Genomic DNA, 17,027 nt, shown 5'->3' with positions numbered 1-17,027 from the left:
CGTTACGGGTCGTCACCAAGGGTCCCGGGGCCCAATTACGGACCCACTGCGCACTCCGTCTACCCATGTCCCGTCACCCCCGGGCGGGCGGTTCCCAGCCAGCGGGCTATCGCCTCGCTGCGGCTGGCGCTCTGCAGCTTGGCGAAGATGCGGTTGATGTGGTTCTTCACCGTCTTCTCGCTGATGAAGCAGGTGGCCGCGATCTGCTGATTGCTCATCCCGGACGCGATCAGATCCATGATCTCCACCTCCCTCGAACTCAAGCCGAAGAGAACCGAGTTGTGCAGCCGCTCCGAAGACTGTGCCACAGTTCGTTGCGGCTGCGAAGAGGTGCGGAGGTCGGCGAGGAGGGCGCTGGCCGCCGTCGTCGTGAAATGGGCGCGGCCCTCGCGGACGTCGCGGACCGCCCGGACCAGGTCGTCCGCCGTGAACTCGCCGTGGACCAGGTAGCCGCCCGCGCCCAGCAGGAGCGCTTCTCGGACAATCTCCGATTCCTGGCTGTACGTCAGCATCAGTACGGGCGCGAGGCGGACCAGGTGCGGGAGGGCCGAGATGCCGTCGACGCCGGGCATGCGCACGTCCAGCAGGATCACGTCCGGGGCGTGGCGGCGGGTCAGGCTCAACGCCTCGCGGCCGTCGGCGGCCTGGGCGACGACCTCGAGGTCGTCCGTGGTGCCGAGGAGGGCGGCCAGGCCGGCCCGGACCACGGGGTTGTCGTCGGCGATGAGGATGCGCAGCGGTGCCATCACGGGCTCCCTTCGGGGGTGAGGGCCGCGAGCGGGAGGTCCACGCGGATCCGGGTGCCGGGCCGGCCGGGGCCGGCGGGCGTGCCGCCGGGGCCGAGGTGCAGGCGGGCCCCGACGGCGGCGGCGTGTTCCGCCATGCCGAGCAGGCCGTAGTGGCCGGCGCGGCGCAGGGCGGCGAGGTCGGGCCCGTCGGCGGGGAGGCCGCGGCCGTCGTCCTCGACGGTGAGGGTGAGGTGCGCGGTGTCGGCCGCGGCGGAGAGCGTGATGCGGGTGGCGTCGGCGTGGCGGCGGGCGTTGTCCAGGGCTTCCGCCACCACGGCCAGGAGGTGGCGGGAGACGGGGGCCGGGACCGGCGGCAGCGTTCCGGATGTGGTCACCTCGGCCTTGGCCACCTCGGCCTTGGCCACCTCAGCCTTGGCCACCTCAGCCTTGGCCACCTCGGCCTTGGTCGGCGGCTCCGCTCCGTCCCGCCCCGGCCGCGCGCCCGCCGCCAGGCGGTGGAGTTCGGGCGGGAGGTGGACGCCCGGGGTGTCGGCGGCCTCGGCCTCCTGCCGGAGGTCGGCGAGCAGGGCGCGGGATTCCGCGGCCGCGCGCCGGGCGGCATCGGACAGCAGGCCGGCCTGGCGGCGTACGGCGTCGGGGTCGTCGGTGCGGGCGAGGGCGTCGGCGGCCAGGGCGAGGCCGTGCAGGGTCTTCGCCACGGAGTCGTGCATGTCGCGGGCCAGCCGTTCCCGTTCGGCGCGTACGGCCTCGGCCACCGCCAGGCGGGCCCGCGTGTCGGTCAGGGCCCGGCTCGCCGCGCCGAAGCGGAACAGCAGGTCGCGCAGCGAGGAGCCCGCCGCCCCGGCCACGAGGCACAGCACGGGCAGGGTGAGCCCGCCGGCGAGGGCGGCCACGGCGACGGCCTGGAGAGCGGCGTAGACGGCGGAGCCGCGCCAGCCGTAGACGAGCCCGGCCAGCAGCGGGGTGCACAGCGAGACGAAGCCGAGCGGGGATTCGGGGGTGGCGGTGACCAGCAGCAGGCCGCTGAACGCCATGTCGCAGGCGAGCAGCCAGCGGTGGCGCAGCAGCAGGGGCCCGAGGCGCTCCCAGTCGCGGAAGAGGGCGTACGAGAGCATGAAGGTGAGCAGGATCGCGCCCGCGACGAGGTACGTCGGTGCGCCGGGGGCCGTACCCCCCAGGGCCACGGGCGCGCCCAGGCCGATGGCGAGCATGCGGAAGGCGAAGACGCGGCGGCACAGGGCCTGGAGGGCGTTCGCCTGGAGCGCCGGGGAGCCGCCGTCCTCATGCCGAGTCCCCGCCGGGGCTGCCGCCCTCTCGGCGCGTCCCCGCCTCCCCCGGGGCCACGGCAGCAGAGCCGCGGTGTCCGGCAGCAGTGCCATCGCCGCTCACCCGCCCCCGAGCAGGGCGCCGAAGTCGACGTCCGCCCCGTACACGAACCCGCACACCAGCAGGATCAGCGTCCCCGGCAGCATGAACATGGTCACCGCGAAGGTGGCCTTGGGGACGGCGCGGGCGGCGCGCCGGCGGGCGTTCTGCGCGTCCGTGCGGCGCATGTCCTCGGCGATGGCGATCAGCGTGTCGACGATCGGGGAGCCGAGTTCCTCGCCCTGCTGGAGCGCGGTGACGAACTGGGCGACCTGCTCGGAGTCGTTGCGCCGCCGCAGCTCGTCGAAGGCCTGGCGGCGGCTGACGCCCATGTCCATCTGCTGGAGGGTGATGCGGATCTCGTCCGACCAGGGGCCCTCGTACTTGCCCGCGACCCGCTCCAGCGCCTGCCGGAAGCCGAGCCCGGCGCTGACGACGACCGCGAGGACGTCCAGGAAGTCGGGCAGGGTCCGCTCGATGTGGTCGCGGCGGATCCGGATCGCGGACCACAGTCCGACCTCGATCCAGAACAGCCCGAACGCGACCATCAGCAGGGCCGGTACGAGCTGCCCGTTGATCAGCATCGCGAAGGCGCCGAGCGCGCCGAGGAAGCCGTACACGGCGCGCCGGGCGGCGTAGCGGTCGATGGTGAGGCCGGCCGGGTTGCCGGCCATGTCGATCTGGCGGCGTTTGCGCGCCACCCGCTCCGGGCCCATCAGCCGCAGCACCAGCGGGGCCCAGCGGATGCCGAGCCGGTCGACGGCGGAGCCGACGGCCGTGGTGCGGGTGGCGCCGACCTCCAGGGCGAGGGCCAGGTCGGACGGGAGTTTGGTCTCGGCGCGGTAGAGGCGGATGCCGTGGAAGATGCCGAGGACGGACAGGCCGAGGGCCAAGGCAAGGGCCAGGGCCAGGGCCGGCCCGATCGCGATCGCGGTCACGTGTCGTCCGCCCCCTCACACGTCGATCTTCGACAGGCGGCGGATGAGCACGAACCCGAGCGTGAACAGCCCGATCGCGACGAGCACCGCGCTCTGGCCGAGGAACGCGCCGGTCATCCGGTCCAGGGCGCCCGGCATCATCAGGTTCACCAGCAGCAGCGAGCCGAGCCCGATCGCCGGCACCAGGTACGCGGTCACCGTCACCTGGGACAGCTGGGTGCGGATCTCGCGCCGCGTCTCCTTGCGCTGCTCCAGGGTCACTGTCAGGTTGCGCAGGGAGCCGACGAGCGCGCCGCCCGCCCGCGCGGACAGGACGAGGGTGGAGACGAGGACGACCAGTTCGCGGGAGGGGAGCCGTTCGGCGATCTCGCCGAGGGACTCCTCGATGGAGTGGCCGACGGCGAGGCGGTCGGCGACCCGGGAGAGCTCCTCGCCCGCCGGGGCCTCCAGCTCCTCCGCCGCTATGGCGATGGCCGTACGCAGGGCCAGGCCGGCCTGGGTGGCGTTGGCGAGGATGCGGGCGAGCTCGGGGAGCTGGTTGATGAACCGCTCGGTGCGGCGCGCCCGCTGCCAGTTGAGGAAGGCGTCCGCCGCCCACAGGCCGATCAGGCCGGCGACCGGGCCGAAGAACGGGGCGAGGAAGCTGGCCGCGACCAGCCATGTCCCGGCGACCGACATGAGCACGTAGACGAAGAACTCGCCCGGGGTGAGGTCGAGGCCGGTCACGGCCAGCTTCACCTCGATCCGCTTGCCGAGCGCGGTCGTGCGCAGCCGGCGGTCGACGGCGGCGAAGCGGCGTCTGCGGCCGGGCGGTTCGGGGGCGCCGTCGGCGGCGAGGCGCTCGATGAGGGCGGTGCGCTGGGCGCGCCCGGCCGTGTACACGTGTACGCCCGCGATGACGAGGACGCAGGCCAGCAGCGTGGCACCGAGAGTGAGGAGGATGAGTGGGTTCACAGGGCGGTCCGGGTGATGCGGGTGGCGAGCTGGTCGTCCGACGTGGCGACCCCGAACGCCTGCGGGATCGGCTGGTTGTTCATGTAGAGGCGCTCGGCGATGCGGCGCGGCAGCGGGTGGTACTCGAACCAGCCGTGGACGCGGCCGTCGGCGCCCATCGGCTGGGCCGCGAAGCGGCAGACAGTGGTGATGCGGAAGGGTTCGCGGCCGTGGGAGTCCAGGATGGCGATCTCGGTGACGCGGCGGGAGCCGTCGCCGAACCGGGTCAGCTGGACGACCACGTTCACCGCGCTGTTGATCTGGTCCTGGAGGGCTTCGAAGGGCACCTCCACCTCGGACATCGAGGCGAGGGTCTGGAGGCGCATGAGGGCGTCCTCGGCGCTGTTGGCGTGGACGGTGGCGAGGGAGCCGTCGTGGCCGGTGGACATGGCCTGGAGCATGTCGAGGGTCTCGCCGCCGCGGACCTCGCCGACGATGATGCGGTCGGGGCGCATGCGCAGGGAGTTGCGTACGAGGTCGCGGATGGTGATCTGGCCCTTGCCCTCGACGTTGGCGGGGCGGGATTCGAGGCGGATGACGTGGGCCTGCTGGAGCTGGAGCTCCGCCGAGTCCTCGATGGTGATGATCCGCTCCCCCTCCGGGATGAGGCCGGAGAGGGCGTTGAGGAGGGTGGTCTTGCCGGTGCCGGTGGCGCCGGAGACGATCACGTTCATCTTCGACTGGACCAGGCCCGACAGCAGCAGGAGCATCTGCTCGTCGAGCGAGCCGAGCGCGATCATCTCGTGGAGGGTGAAGGCGCGCGGGAAGCGGCGGATGGTGAGGGTGGCGCCGGTCAGGGAGAGCGGCGGGATGATGACGTTGACGCGTTCGCCGCTGGGCAGGCGGGCGTCGACCATCGGATTGGCCTCGTCCACGCGGCGGTTGACGGTGGAGACGATGCGCTCGATGGTCTGCATGAGCTGCTCGTGCGAGGCGAAGCGGAGGGGGAGCTGCTCGACGCGGCCGGCGCGCTCCACGAAAATCTGGTCCGGGCCGTTGACCATGATCTCGGAGATCGACGGGTCCTCGAGGAGGGGCTCGAGCACGCCGAGGCCGAGGGCCTCGTCCACGACGCGGCGGATGAGCTGGGCGCGCTCGGCGGTGGAGAGGACCGGGCCCTCGCGGCTGATGATGTGCCCGAGCACGCGCTCCAGCCGGGTCCGCCGCTCGGCGGGGCTGAGCGCGGACATCTCGGCGAGGTCGATCTCCTCCAGCAGCTTGGCGCGGTAGGAGGAGACGAGGAGGCCGTCCTCGCGGGGGCCGTGCCGGTCGTCCGGCGTGGCGACCCGGGAACGCAGGCTCATGGTCAGGGTCCCTTCGGGTCGCGGTCGGGGTCGTCGTTGGGCATGACGGCGGTTGCCGTGGCCGGGTCGAGGGAGAGGCCCGGCACGATCGACTTCACCGTGATGGTCACGGTGGCCGTGACGGTGTCGCCCCTCGACGGCGGGACGTTGATCTTCGCGTCGAGGCCGGAGCGGACGGCCGCCAGACCGGCCGCCTCGCCGGCCCCGGGCTTGCGGGCCTCCACGCGAGCCGCGGTCCGCGCCGCCGTTTCGGCCTGCTGGTGGACGTACGCGACCCAGCCGAGCTGGATCCCGCAGAGCGCGACGAACAGCAGGATCGGGATGAACCCGATGTACTCCAGCGCCACCTGCCCGCGGTCGCCGCGCAGCAGCGCGGAGGGTCGGGCCGCGGCACTGCGGGCACGCGCGTCCGCGCGCCCGGGGCCCAGGCCGGAAGCCGAGCCCGGTCGGGGGTGGAGGGAGCGAATCCGCTGTCCGGGCCCTCGACTGCCCCACTCCCCCGCCGCGGCCGGGCGCGACCCGGCCGGCGCGGGTCCTGGGCACGCACCGCGGCCCGCCCCCTCGGGCACACGGCCCGGGGCGGGTCGGCGCTGAGGGCCGGGCCGGAACTCGGAGGCGCCGGCAGTCCGCAGGCGCACCCGCCGGTCCCGGCGATCGGCACCGACCTCTGCGGGCACGTCAACACCGCACCCGGTCGCCACGTCCGGGCCGGGCGGGGCTGCCTCGGCCCGTACGGGCGAAGGCGGTACGGGCGAAGGCGGTACGGGTGAAGGTGGAACGGGTGAAGGTGGAACGGGTGAAGGTGGTACGGGTGAGGGCGGTAAGCCGGTTCCGGCCGTGTCGGAAACGCGAGTGGGGGCGGCTCGGCTCCCCCGGCCGGGCCCGAAGTGGGGGTGGGCCGTCATGTCAGTTCCCCTCCCTCTCCATGGCCGCGCCGGCCTCGCCGCGGATACCGCCGAAGCTCAGCGACGGGTGGAGCACCGGGATTTCGAGCGTGACGGTGGCTTTGTAGAGCGCGCCCTCCCGGCCGCAGTCCGGTTTCATGTTCCAGGCGCTGCCGATGTGCTCGGCGGCGGCCGCCGCGCACGCGTCGCCGCCCTTGACCGCGCCCGCGCGGGCCGCTTCGTCCGCCGCGTTGCCCGCCAGGGAGAAGGCGTAGCCGATCAGGACACACTCCCAGACCGCCGCGACGAGCAGCAGGATCAGCGGGACCATGCCGACGAACTCGACCGCCACCTGCCCGCGGTCCCCGCGGCCCCGGCGGAGCCCCTGGAGGCCTCGCGGCTCGGCGGGGCGCCGTCGGGTACCGGAGCGACGGTGGGCCGAGGCAGCCGTGTCGGCCGCATGGCACCAGCGGGCGCTGCGGTGCGGGGCCGCCGGCGTGGCCGGGGTGGGGCCGGTCGGCGGAGGCCCGGCGGCGGGGCTGGGGGTGGGCATGTCAGTGCTCCCGGTTGCGGCGGAGCCAGGGGCCCAGGGCGCCGCGGTCGCCTGCGCTGCGGCGGAGCCGGGCCACGGGGCCGGGCGTGCGGATCGCGAGGGCCGCGCCGGGGGTGCCCGGGGTGGGTACGGGGGTCGTCGTCGCCCCGGCCGCCGCCAGCGCGCCGGCGGCCGTCGGCTCCGGGGTGGCGGGCGCCGCCAGGAGGCCCAGTTCGCCGGCCACCGTCCACAGGGCCCGCTTGACGCTGGAGCGGTTGTCGAGGTCCTGGACGCGGCCCGCGTCGACCACCGCCTGGAGCTCCTTGAACGCCGCCGGCACCGGCGTCCGCACCACCCGCGTCTTGGTGATCTTCTCGATCAGCGCCGGCTGGATCTCGGTGTGCCTGCTCCAGCGGTTGACCACCATCGCCGTGTCCTCGGCCTTGCGGACCTGGAGCCGCTCCCACATGCGGACCATCCGCTTGGCCGCCCGTACGGAGACCACGTCCGGGGTGGTGACCAGGACCGCCACGTCCGCCCCCTCCACCGCGGCCGCGTTGGCGCCGGTCACCTGGGTGCCGCAGTCGATGACGACGAGCTCGTACCGGCTGCGCAGGGCGGCGACGACGTGCCGCGCGGCCCGGTCGTCGACCTCCTCGCCGCGCTCGCCGTCCGCCGGGGCCAGGAGGAGGGCGAGGCCCGTGCGGTCGTCGTAGACCGCGTCCTGGAGCACCCGCGGGGAGATGTCCTGGATGCCGGCGAGGTCGGCGATGGAGCGCCGGAACTGCACGTCGAGGTAGGAGCCGACGTCCCCGGCCTGGAGGTCCATGTCGACCAGCGCGGTGCGCCGCCCGGCCGCGGCCGCGGCCAGCGCGAACTGCACCGCCGCGAAGGTGGTGCCGACGCCGCCCTTGGCTCCGGCGACGGTGACCACCCGGCCGCCGGGCCCGGTCGGCGCCTCGGCGGGCCGGCCCAGGTGGCGACGTACGCCGGCGGCCCACTGGGCGGCAGCCTGGACGCGGGCGGCGAGTTCCTCGTACGAGGGCGGCAGCCCGATCAGACCGCGGGCGCCGGAGTCCATGGCGGCGGAGAACAGCGCCGGCCCGGTGTCCGAGGACAGCAGGACGACCCCCACCGCAGGGAAGCGGAGGGCGACCTCGCGGATCAGGTCGAGCGCGGGCACGGGGCCGATCCGCTCGTGGACGAGGACGACCTCGGGCAGTTCGTCGACGGAGTCGGCGGCCAGCCGGCCCAGGGTGTCGAGGAGGGAGGCGGAGTCGGGGACGGGGGCGGCCGGCTCGGCGGCCGGGAGCTGGCTGAGGAGGGTGGAGATGGCGCGGGCGGCGTCCGGGTCGCCGGCCGCCGGGAGGATTCGGGTGGTCATCCTGGCCTCACCTGTCCCCGTCGAGGGTGTACGTGCGGTCGGCCGCGCCGGGCGCGGAGTCGGTGCCGGGGGCCACCAGGGCCAGGCGTACGTGCTCCGCGAAGGACTCGGCGTACGCGACGCGCTGGGTGTCCTTGGTGTTCAGGGCGAAGGTGATCGGGACGGCCTCGGCGGGGCCCTTGCGGTCGCTGTCCTTGTCGAGGGCGGTGAGCTTGCCGACGTTGATGACGCGCGCGTTGGCGACGATGATCACCGAGCGGGCGGGGTCGGACTCCTTGGCGCCCTTGAAGGTGGCGATGATGTTGACCTTCGCGCCCGAGTAGATCTTCCCGGCCACACCCGTCGCCGCGTCGATCATGATGGCGATCTCCTGCTCGCCGGGCTGGAGCTGCGGCTTGTCGACGAACATGTCCGACTGGAGCAGCGAGCCCTTCTTCAGCGTGGTCAGGGCGATCTTGTCCTTGAGTCCGCCGAGGTCGGTGACGGCCGTGTCGGACAGCCACCGCTTCGGGATGCTGACCTCCTCGAACTGCCCGGCCGCCAGCGGGCTGTAGGGGGCGATATCGGTCTTGGCCCGGTACGCGACGACCTCGGCCCCCACCTTGGAGTTGACGTCGCCGATCACCACGAGGACCCCGCCGAACGCCGCGAGGGCGCACAGGACCGACAGGAGCAGCAGGATGACGCCGCGGCGCTGGCGTGAGTTCATGTGCCGTACTACCTCGCCGTTCTTCGTTCGTTCGGGGTGGTCGGGTCAGTGTCTGGACCGGGGGCGGGACGCTCCCCCGCCCGCTCCCCGGCCCCCGCCCGCAGCCTCGGCCTCGGCCGGCGTCGGCGGTGCGGCCGACTGCGGGGGGTTCAGCGGGGCGGCGCAGAAGCCGCACCGGTCGCCGATGAGTTCGAGGCCGCACCAGCGGCACTCGTCGCGGCGGACGGAGGCGACCAGTTGGTAGAGGACGGGCAGGTCCGGGATGCCGGCGGCGAACTCCACCAGTTTCGGCGTGGCCCACCAGGCGGCGGAGTCGGCGGGCAGCGGGTTCTCCATCACGCCCTGGACCTGCCAGGCGGGGGCGAGTTCGGCCGTCACCCAGTCGGAGGCGAGCTGGCCGCGCGCGAAGGTGAGCTGGGTGGCGTACGCGGGCCCCGGGGGCAGGACGGCGCCGCCGGCCTGCCGCGCACCGCCCGCACCGAGCGCCCCGCGTGCCCGGCGAGCCCGCCGGCCGCGCCCCGCGCGGCCTTCCGGGCCGGACCCGGAACCGCCGGACCCCGACCCGGACCCCGGCCCCGCTCCCGATCCCGAAGTCCCGAGGCGGGCCAGGTGCGGCGTCGGGTGGGTCAGGACGGCGAACTGGGCCCCGGGCGACCAGGACCGGGCGTGCGCCTTGAGCCCGACCGGGACCCGGTCGAGCCGGGCGACCGAGCCGAGCAGGGCACCGGCGTGGATGTAGTGGGACAGCAGGCGGGCGGCCGCGGCGACCACGCCGGGGCTGAAGTCGCAGATGCTGAGCTGCCGCAGCTGACGTACCAGCAGGGCGGTGCCCAGGGGCGGCAGATCGACGTCGAGGAGGGCGATCCGGTCGGTTTCGAGGATGGCCCGTACGGTGTGCAGCCGCCGGACGGTGGCGGGCGGCAGCCAGGACGGTACGACGGCCAGGATGTGGCTGTGCCGTTCCAGCAGGGCGCCCATCTCGGCGAGGCTGCCTTCGAGGTCGAGCCGTCCCGGCGGGCCGAGGACGGCGGCCGTCGGGGTGTGCCGGTCAGGGGCCGGCAGCACCAGATCGGCACTGGTGACGGCAATGGCGATCGGCACGCGAACCCCCCTGTTCACCCCGTACACGCGCAGCAGTTCGCATGGCCGCCGCGTACGCGCGCACCCTGCGCGACCGCAAACGACCGACGAGCTTTCCCCCTTGCCCCAGAACCATATCGGCGTCGCCCCTGGCAGGGCAGGGCCTTGGAAATTCCCGTGCCGCGAGCACATGTCACAGGTGGCGGGAAACCCGGACAACCGGGATCGGACGGCCGATCAGTTCAAGCCACTTCGCAAAGACCCTTGACACCAGGATTGGTCTGGACCAATTCGCGTGCGGGGTCCCCCACTTGTGCCGCCGGGTGCTTCCCCATCCGCCCCGCCACCCGTTTCCCCGTCTTCCGCACCACCCCTTCCCCGCCCCCGTTCACCTCCCCTTCCTCCCCCCACGAAGACCACGTGAACCGCATCCTCCGCCTCGCCCTCCCGGGCGCCGCGACCCTCACCGCAGGCGACCTGACCGCCCCGGCCGCCGGCCCGGCGCAGGCCGCCGACGTCGGCGTCGTCCGCAACGGGGGCCTCGAGTACGGCCTCGCGCACTGGAGCTGCCGCTCCGACAGCGGGGCCGCCACTTCCTCGCCCGTCCATTCCGGAACGGCCGCCCTCCGGGCCGCTCCGTCGGGCCAGGACAACGCGAAGTGCGGCCAGACCGTCACGGTCAAGCCGAACTCGACGTACACGCTCGGCGCGCAGGTCCAGGGCTCGTGCGTGCACCTCGACTCGGCGACAAGCCGTCGAAGACCCACCCGGGACTGCGCGGCGCGATGACCCGGTCAACCAACCGGGACGGCAAAGCGGGTGGCGCTTGGTCGAACACGGTGGGTCCGAAGGTCCACGGCCTGTCGTAGGCGGTACCTGTGGGGGTGGCCTGCACGGGATCTGGCCGAATCAGGGCCCTTGACCGGGACATGCCACAAGAGCACGCTGTGCGCGTCCGCACGGCTACCCCCACACTCCCCACCCAGGAGAACGCATGCGGCTCCACACCCGACGCAGGGCCGCCGTCACGGCGGCCCTGCTCGCTCTCGCGCTCGGCGCACCCGCCTACGGCATGAGCGCCACGGCGGCCCCGCCGCCCTCGCCGTCCACCGCCACCCAGGACGAGGCCGTCGTCCAGTACGAGATCAAGGGCCCGGCCACCCCGCAGGAGCGCACCGCACTGCTCCGCACGGGCGTCTCCATCGACGAGGTCGACGCCCGCTCGGTCGTCGTCAGCGCCGACACCCTGCAGGCCAGGGCCCTGCGCACGCTCGGCTACACCCTCACCCCGCTGCCCGGCCCGCCGGACCGGTCCGAGCGGGGCGTGAAGGCGAGCCCGATGGACTTCCCGTCCGCGGACTCCCGCTACCACAACTACGCCGAGATGAGCACCGAGATCGACCAGCGCATCGCCCAGTACCCCTCGATCATGAGCAAGCGGGTGATCGGGAAGTCGCACCAGGGCCGCGACATCGTCGCCATCAAGATCAGCGACAACGTGGCCACCGACGAGAACGAGCCCGAGGTCCTCTTCACCCACCACCAGCACGCCCGCGAGCACCTGACCGTCGAGATGGCGCTCTACCTGCTCAAAGAGTTCGGCGCCGGCTACAGCACCGACACCCGCGTCACCAACGCGGTCAACTCCCGGGAAATCTGGATCATCCCCGACCTCAACCCGGACGGCGGCGAGTACGACATCGCCACCGGCTCGTACCGCTCCTGGCGCAAGAACCGGCAGCCGAACTCCGGCTCCTCCTACGTCGGCACGGACGAGAACCGGAACTGGAACTACAAGTGGGGCTGCTGCGGCGGCTCCAGCGGCAGCAAGGGCTCCGAGACCTACCGCGGTCCGGCCGCCGAGTCGACGCCCGAGGTCAAGGCCGTGGCGAACTTCGTCCGCAGCCGCGTCGTCGGCGGCAAGCAGCAGATCAAGGCCGCCATCGACTTCCACACCTACAGCGAGCTGGTGCTGTGGCCGTACGGGTGGACGTACAACGACACCGCCCCCGGCCTGACCGCGGACGACCTCGCCGTGTTCAAGACCATCGGCACGCGCATGGCCAACAGCAACGGCTACACCCCGGAGCAGGCCAGCGACCTGTACATCACGGACGGCACCATCGACGACTGGCTGTGGGGCGACCAGAAGATTTTCGGGTACACCTTCGAGATGTACCCGGAGTCGGGCGGCGGCGGCTTCTACCCGCCGGACGAGGTGATCGACCGCGAGACGGCGCGCAACAAGGACGCGGTGCTCCAGCTGCTGGAGAACGCGGACTGCATGTACCGCTCGATCGGCAAGGAGGCGCAGTACTGCTCGTAGTGCAGGTGCTGCGCAATGGTGGCCGTAGTGCAGTTGCTGTGAAGTGGCGCTCGTAGTGCTGCTCTTGGCGCTGCTGCAGTGCCGCGGCCCGGCCGGTGGTCCCGGGGCGCCCCCGCAGGCAGGGGGGCGCCCCGTTCCGCTGCCTGCGGGTGGCGGCCGCTCTCGACCCCGTCGATGTGGACCCATCGCCACCTGGGATGTTAGACAGCAGGCGGTACTACCCGTAACGCACGTTGCAGAGCATGCAACGCGAGGAGGATCCGCATGGGCAGCAGTGACGCAGTCCGCAAGCTCGCCGAAGAGCCGGTCGACCACCGCTTCAAGGGCCTGCCCCCGGACGCCGAACGGGCCGCCCTGACCGTCGGCGGGCTCGCGCAGCAGCAGCGCAACCTGTTCACCGGCGGGTTCACCACCCCGGTCCTCACCCTCGACGCCGACGCGCTCGAGCACAACCTCACCGCGCTCGGCGAGTACGCCGCCCGCCACCACCTGGCCTTCGCCCCGCACGGCAAGACCTGCATGGCCCCGCAGCTGTTCGAGCGGCAGCTGGAGCACGGCGCCTGGGGCATCACCGCGGCCGTCCCCCACCAGGCCCGCGTCTACCGGGCCTTCGGCATCCGCCGGATCTTCCTCGCGAACGAGCTCGTCGACCCGGCCGCCCTGCACTGGGTCGCCGAGGAGCTCGCCTCCGACCCCGACTTCCGGTTCGTCTGCTACGTGGACTCCGTGCGCGGCGTCCACCTCATGGACCGGGCCCTGCGCGGCCGGGCGGCCGTCGTCGACGTCGTCGTCGAACTCGGCGCCGGCGAGGGGGCCCGTACCGGCGCGCGGACCGAGGAGGACTGCCGGGCGGTCGCCGACGCGGTCGCCGACGCCGCCTCCCTGCGCCTGGTCGGCGTCGCCGGGTACGAGGCGGAGGTGCCGAACGCGGACCCGGAGTCGGTGCACGCCTGGCTGCGCCGGCTCACCGCGCTGGCCGTCGAGTTCGACAAGGCCGGCCGGTTCGCTCCCGACCTGGAGGAGATCGTCGTCAGCGCGGGCGGCTCCGCCTGGTTCGACGCCGTCTCCGACGTCTTCACCGAGCTGCCCGAGCTGTCCCGGCCCGTGCTGCGGCTGCTGCGCTCCGGGGCGTACGTCTCCCACGACCACGGCTGGTACACCCGCCTGACCCCGTTCAACCGGATCCCGCAGGAAGGGGGCCTGCGGCCCGCGTTCCGGCTGTGGACCCAGGTCGTCTCCCGGCCGTCCCCCGTGCAGGCGTTCGTCAACGCGGGCAAGCGCGACGTCGCCTACGACCTCGGCCTGCCCGAGGCCGAGCTGGTCCGCGACGCCCTGACCGGCGAGGAGCGGCCCGCCGCCGGGGTGCGGGTGGTCAAGCTGTCCGACCAGCACGCCTGGCTGGAGACGGACTCCGCGGACGCCGTCGAGGTGGGCGACTGGGTGGCGCTGGGCATGTCCCACCCGTGCACCATCTTCGAGAAGTGGCCGCTGATCCCGGTCGTGCAGGCGGACGGCACGGTCACGGAGTTCGTGCGCACCTTCTTCTGACGCCTCGGGTGGTCCGGGGGCCCGCGTCGTCGACGGCACGGGCGGGCCCTCGTACCGCGCCGACGCCGGCCTCCACGGCGGCCGCATCGCCGGGATCGGCCGGGTCCTCCCCGGGGCGGGCCGTTCCCCGGGGCGGGTCCTCCTCGGGGCTGATCCCCGCGGGCCCGGGCCGCCCCTAGGCTGAACCTCATGATCGCTTTCGCGCCGGCCGCCGTCCTGCTGCTGCTGTTCCTGGTGAGCGTGTGGACGGACCGCCGGCGCTTCCGCAATGCCGTCCTGCTGGGGCTGACCCTCATATGGGCCTCGATCGGGGTGCTGTTCCTGATCCCGTCGCTGCCGCCGATGCTCGCGATCACCGCGGTGGCGCTGGTCCTGCTGGTGCCGGCGCTGGGCACCCTCGCGCTCGGCGTGTTCCTCGTGGGCAACGGCATCACCATGCTCCGCAAGGAGGGCCGCCGCCCCGCCAACCTGCTGTCGCTGGCCGCCGGGCTGGGGATCTTCGGGCTGATCGCGCTGATCGCCTGGGTCAGCGACCGGGGCTCGCCGGCGATGGACGCGGCCGTCGGCGGGCTGGTGCTGCTCGTCGGCTACGTCTCCTTCCTCTTCGTGTGCTTCCTCGCGTACGCCTTCCTGTACGGGCGGACCCCGGTGCGCCGCGAGGTGGACTACGTGGTCGTGCTGGGCTCCGGCCTGATCGGCGGCGAGCGGGTGCCTCCGCTGCTGGCCTCCCGCCTGGAGAAGGGCCGGCGGATCCAGGCCGCGCAGGCGGCGCGGGGCGGGAGGGTGCCGCTGCTGCTGGTGTCGGGCGGGCAGGGCCCGGACGAGAGGCTGCCGGAGGCGCGGGCGATGGCCGACTGGCTGATCGCGCAGGGTGTGGCGCCGGAGCTCGTCCGGCTGGAGGACCGCTCCCGGACGACGGACGAGAACCTCGCCTTCAGCCGGGCCGTGATGGAGGAGGAGGCCGGGCCGGACCACCGGTGCGTCGTCGTCACCAACAACTTCCACGCCTTCCGCGCCGCGATGACCGCCCGCAAGGCCGGGGTGAACGGGCAGGTCGTGGGCTCGCCGACGGCCCGCTACTTCTGGCCGAGCGCCACCATCCGCGAGTTCGTCGCCGTGTTCTGGGAGCACCGGCTGGTCAACCTGGTGGTCTGCGGCGCGATCGTCGTGGCGACGGGGGTGGCGGCGCTGTCCGCGTAGTGCCGCCACCGGGTGGTCCGTGCCGCGGCGCCGGCAGGCGGTGCGCTGTGGATCTGTGATCAGGGTCGAAAGCCTGGTCAGGGTGCAGATCGGCGGGGCGGTGGGCGACGGTGCCGTCGTCACAGGCGCTGCCGGAGCGCGGGGACGTTCGGGGCTGCGCCGGCCCCGTCTTCCTCCCGCCGCTGAGCATGGGGATCTCCTCGGATTCCGCGGGGGACGCGGAATCCGCCGTAATTCCAACGGGGGCCCGGGTGCTGCCGGTTGGCCCCTCCCCCGGTGTCACGGCCGGGCCGCGGCCGCGGGCGGCGGCCCGCCGAGGTGCGTTCTTGGGGCCGCGGCCGGAGGATGGGGGCAACCAAGCAGGGCACTGCAATGGAGGCACCGATGGGAACTGAATCGGACCAGCAGCCCCAGGCCACATCCCGGCCGGTCAGGCTCAACACCGGCGGGGAGGGCGCGTACGACCCCGAGGACCTCGTCATGGCGACGGGCGCCGACCCGACTCCGGAGCGGGTCGAAAAGGCCCGGAAGCTGATCGAGAAGGAGGGCAAGCAGGTCATCGAGCGCTTCCTTCCGTAACGTTCCGTAACGGAAGGCGTACGAGGGCTGCGGTCGGCCCCGGCCGGACCCATCCGGCCCGGGGCCTCGCGTTGCCGCTGCCCGGCCGGCCCGGGCCGGCACGCCGGGGCCCGCGACGACCTGCGGTTCGGCGGTGCCGCAGTCGGCCGCCGGCGCGGGCACGGCCGCCGGCGCGGGTACGGCCGGTGGGGCGGGCACGGCCGGTGGGGCGGGGTGTGGCGCCCGGGGCGGGGGGCGGCGCCCGGCGCGCGAGCCGGTCCACGAGCCCGCCGAGCAGCGGCCCGTGCGTACCGCCGGCCGGTGGCCCCCGGCGCCCTCGCGGGCGAGGCGGACGGCCCCACCTGGGCTCGCAGACCAGCCTGCGTTGCGCCATGAGTGTGACGGACCGTATCCGGGCGAGCTGAAGGATCGTTAAGGCAGCCGGGGACCGTTACTCGGAGGCAGCATGCAGACGATCACCGTCGACTGGGACCACCCCACCGACCCCGCGCCGGAACTCGCCCGGGACCACGTACGCGACTACGTGCGCACCGGCGGCGTCGACGGCCACCTCTGGCACGGGGTGCCCACCCTCCTGCTCACCACCCTGAACCGCGCCACGGGCCGCACCTTCCGCACCCCGCTGATCTACACGGCGGACGAGGACCGGCTGGTCGTCGCGGCGGCCGGCTGGGGCGCCCCGCAGCACCCGGCCTGGTACCGGAACCTGGCCGCCCACCCGGAGGTCCGCGTCCAGGTGGGCCCGGCGGTCCGCCCCGCCGCGGCCCGCAGGGCGACGGCGGTCGAGCGCGAGGTGTACTGGCCGGCGCTGGCGGCCCTGTGGCCCGCCTTCGACGACTACCAGGAGCACACCCTCCGCGTGATCCCCCTGGTCATCCTGGACCCGGCCCCGCCGGCCCGGTACTAAGCGGCCTCGGGGAAGTGGGGTGCGTTTCCGCGTCGTCCGGTGCGGTGCATCGGCGTGCTGCCGCATCGCCCTCGTACTGGACGTACTTGGGTGATGTGGCAGTGCGGCGAGGTGCCGTGCCGGGCGGCGCGGGGGCGTGCCCCACTTCCCCGAGGCCGCTTAGTCGCCCGGGCGCGGTCGCGGGTCCAGGCCAGGGCTCCCACCAGCAGGGCCACCGCCACCGCGGACAGCGGAAGCCACAGGGTCGTGGTGGCCGCCAGGCAGTCGGCGACGGCCTTGCGGCTCTGGTCCTGCCGGGCGAAGGCCAGGGCCGCGGCGTCGCTGCCGGCCAGGTTGCCCAGCGCGGCCTCCGCCTGGAGGGCCGCGTACCGGCCCGCCAGCCCGCAGCTGCTGCGGGTCTCCGGCATCGGGAACAGCCAGGCCCGGCGCTGGAGCACGGGGGCGAGCGCGATCGCCACGCACAGGCCGACGACCAGCGCGTACGCGACCAGGCTGCGCGTGTACCCCGCGCGGAGGTCCGGCGTCCACG

17 protein-coding genes are annotated in these 17,027 nt (G+C 73.8%); 6 read left to right on the top strand and 11 right to left on the bottom strand.

Features of this window, described 5'->3' with window-relative positions; genetic code table 11:
- Nucleotides 1–59 precede the first annotated feature (59 nt).
- From AC068A_RS03980 to AC068A_RS03935, 10 genes are all read right to left on the bottom strand, one after another.
- The gene (locus AC068A_RS03980; protein ID WP_478580324.1) at nucleotides 60–746 is read right to left on the bottom strand and encodes a response regulator; all 687 of its coding nucleotides are present in this window, start codon (nucleotides 744–746) and stop codon (nucleotides 60–62) included.
- Nucleotides 746–2,128, bottom strand: a complete 1,383-nt coding sequence (locus AC068A_RS03975) for a sensor histidine kinase (protein WP_478580321.1) — start codon at nucleotides 2,126–2,128, stop codon at nucleotides 746–748. Before AC068A_RS03975 ends, AC068A_RS03980 begins: the two co-directional genes overlap by 1 nt.
- A 6-nt stretch (nucleotides 2,129–2,134) precedes the next feature.
- Nucleotides 2,135–3,025: a DUF5936 domain-containing protein gene (locus AC068A_RS03970; RefSeq protein ID WP_478580855.1), complete on the bottom strand. Its 891-nt coding sequence runs from the start codon at nucleotides 3,023–3,025 to the stop codon at nucleotides 2,135–2,137.
- A 42-nt stretch (nucleotides 3,026–3,067) separates the two neighbouring features.
- A complete protein-coding gene (locus AC068A_RS03965) occupies nucleotides 3,068–4,006 on the bottom strand; it encodes a type II secretion system F family protein (RefSeq protein ID WP_478580319.1) in 939 nt (312 codons plus the stop codon).
- The gene (locus AC068A_RS03960; RefSeq protein WP_478580317.1) at nucleotides 4,003–5,349 is read right to left on the bottom strand and encodes a CpaF family protein; all 1,347 of its coding nucleotides are present in this window, start codon (nucleotides 5,347–5,349) and stop codon (nucleotides 4,003–4,005) included. The genes AC068A_RS03965 and AC068A_RS03960 overlap by 4 nt, the downstream gene beginning before the upstream one ends.
- A 2-nt stretch (nucleotides 5,350–5,351) precedes the next feature.
- On the bottom strand, nucleotides 5,352–5,696 hold the full coding sequence (locus AC068A_RS03955; protein ID WP_478580314.1) for a TadE/TadG family type IV pilus assembly protein: 345 nt from the start codon (nucleotides 5,694–5,696) through the stop codon (nucleotides 5,352–5,354).
- 559 nt (nucleotides 5,697–6,255) lie between these two features.
- On the bottom strand, nucleotides 6,256–6,786 hold the full coding sequence (locus AC068A_RS03950) for a TadE/TadG family type IV pilus assembly protein (RefSeq protein ID WP_478580311.1): 531 nt from the start codon (nucleotides 6,784–6,786) through the stop codon (nucleotides 6,256–6,258).
- 1 nt (nucleotide 6,787) lies between these two features.
- Nucleotides 6,788–8,149 (bottom strand): CpaE/TadZ family protein, encoded by a 1,362-nt coding sequence (locus tag AC068A_RS03945; protein ID WP_478580309.1) that lies wholly within the window; start codon nucleotides 8,147–8,149, stop codon nucleotides 6,788–6,790.
- A 7-nt stretch (nucleotides 8,150–8,156) separates the two neighbouring features.
- Nucleotides 8,157–8,858 carry a Flp pilus assembly protein CpaB gene (gene cpaB / locus AC068A_RS03940; protein ID WP_478580306.1) on the bottom strand — a complete coding sequence of 234 codons (702 nt, stop codon included), beginning with the start codon at nucleotides 8,856–8,858 and terminating at the stop codon, nucleotides 8,157–8,159.
- Between the two features lie 45 nt (nucleotides 8,859–8,903).
- Nucleotides 8,904–9,959, bottom strand: coding sequence for a hypothetical protein (locus AC068A_RS03935; protein ID WP_478580303.1), 1,056 nt, complete (start codon nucleotides 9,957–9,959; stop codon nucleotides 8,904–8,906).
- 399 nt (nucleotides 9,960–10,358) lie between these two features.
- On the opposite strand from AC068A_RS03935, the gene AC068A_RS03930 reads away from it, so the two are divergent.
- The 6 genes from AC068A_RS03930 to AC068A_RS03905 all read left to right on the top strand — a co-directional run bounded on the left by AC068A_RS03930 (nucleotide 10,359) and on the right by AC068A_RS03905 (nucleotide 16,498).
- Nucleotides 10,359–10,727 (top strand): carbohydrate binding domain-containing protein, encoded by a 369-nt coding sequence (locus tag AC068A_RS03930; RefSeq protein WP_478580301.1) that lies wholly within the window; start codon nucleotides 10,359–10,361, stop codon nucleotides 10,725–10,727.
- 205 nt (nucleotides 10,728–10,932) lie between these two features.
- Nucleotides 10,933–12,264 carry a M14 family metallopeptidase gene (locus AC068A_RS03925; protein WP_478580299.1) on the top strand — a complete coding sequence of 444 codons (1,332 nt, stop codon included), beginning with the start codon at nucleotides 10,933–10,935 and terminating at the stop codon, nucleotides 12,262–12,264.
- A gap of 264 nt (nucleotides 12,265–12,528) precedes the next feature.
- Nucleotides 12,529–13,812: an alanine racemase gene (locus tag AC068A_RS03920; RefSeq protein WP_478580297.1), complete on the top strand. Its 1,284-nt coding sequence runs from the start codon at nucleotides 12,529–12,531 to the stop codon at nucleotides 13,810–13,812.
- A 189-nt stretch (nucleotides 13,813–14,001) separates the two neighbouring features.
- Nucleotides 14,002–15,012 carry a YdcF family protein gene (locus AC068A_RS03915; protein WP_478580295.1) on the top strand — a complete coding sequence of 337 codons (1,011 nt, stop codon included), beginning with the start codon at nucleotides 14,002–14,004 and terminating at the stop codon, nucleotides 15,010–15,012.
- 384 nt (nucleotides 15,013–15,396) lie between these two features.
- Nucleotides 15,397–15,591, top strand: coding sequence for a hypothetical protein (locus tag AC068A_RS03910; RefSeq protein ID WP_478580292.1), 195 nt, complete (start codon nucleotides 15,397–15,399; stop codon nucleotides 15,589–15,591).
- Nucleotides 15,592–16,036: 445 nt separating this feature from the next.
- Nucleotides 16,037–16,498 (top strand): nitroreductase/quinone reductase family protein, encoded by a 462-nt coding sequence (locus AC068A_RS03905; RefSeq protein ID WP_478580290.1) that lies wholly within the window; start codon nucleotides 16,037–16,039, stop codon nucleotides 16,496–16,498.
- Here AC068A_RS03905 and AC068A_RS03900 read toward each other — a convergent pair.
- Nucleotides 16,495–16,956: a hypothetical protein gene (locus AC068A_RS03900; protein ID WP_478580288.1), complete on the bottom strand. Its 462-nt coding sequence runs from the start codon at nucleotides 16,954–16,956 to the stop codon at nucleotides 16,495–16,497. The genes AC068A_RS03905 and AC068A_RS03900 overlap by 4 nt on opposite strands.
- Nucleotides 16,957–17,027: the final 71 nt, after the last annotated feature.

This window comes from Streptomyces sp. NPDC043854 (genome assembly GCF_056436005.1).
The sequence above is the reverse complement of the archived record's forward strand: the minus strand, read 5'-3'. Positions and strand labels throughout refer to the sequence as shown.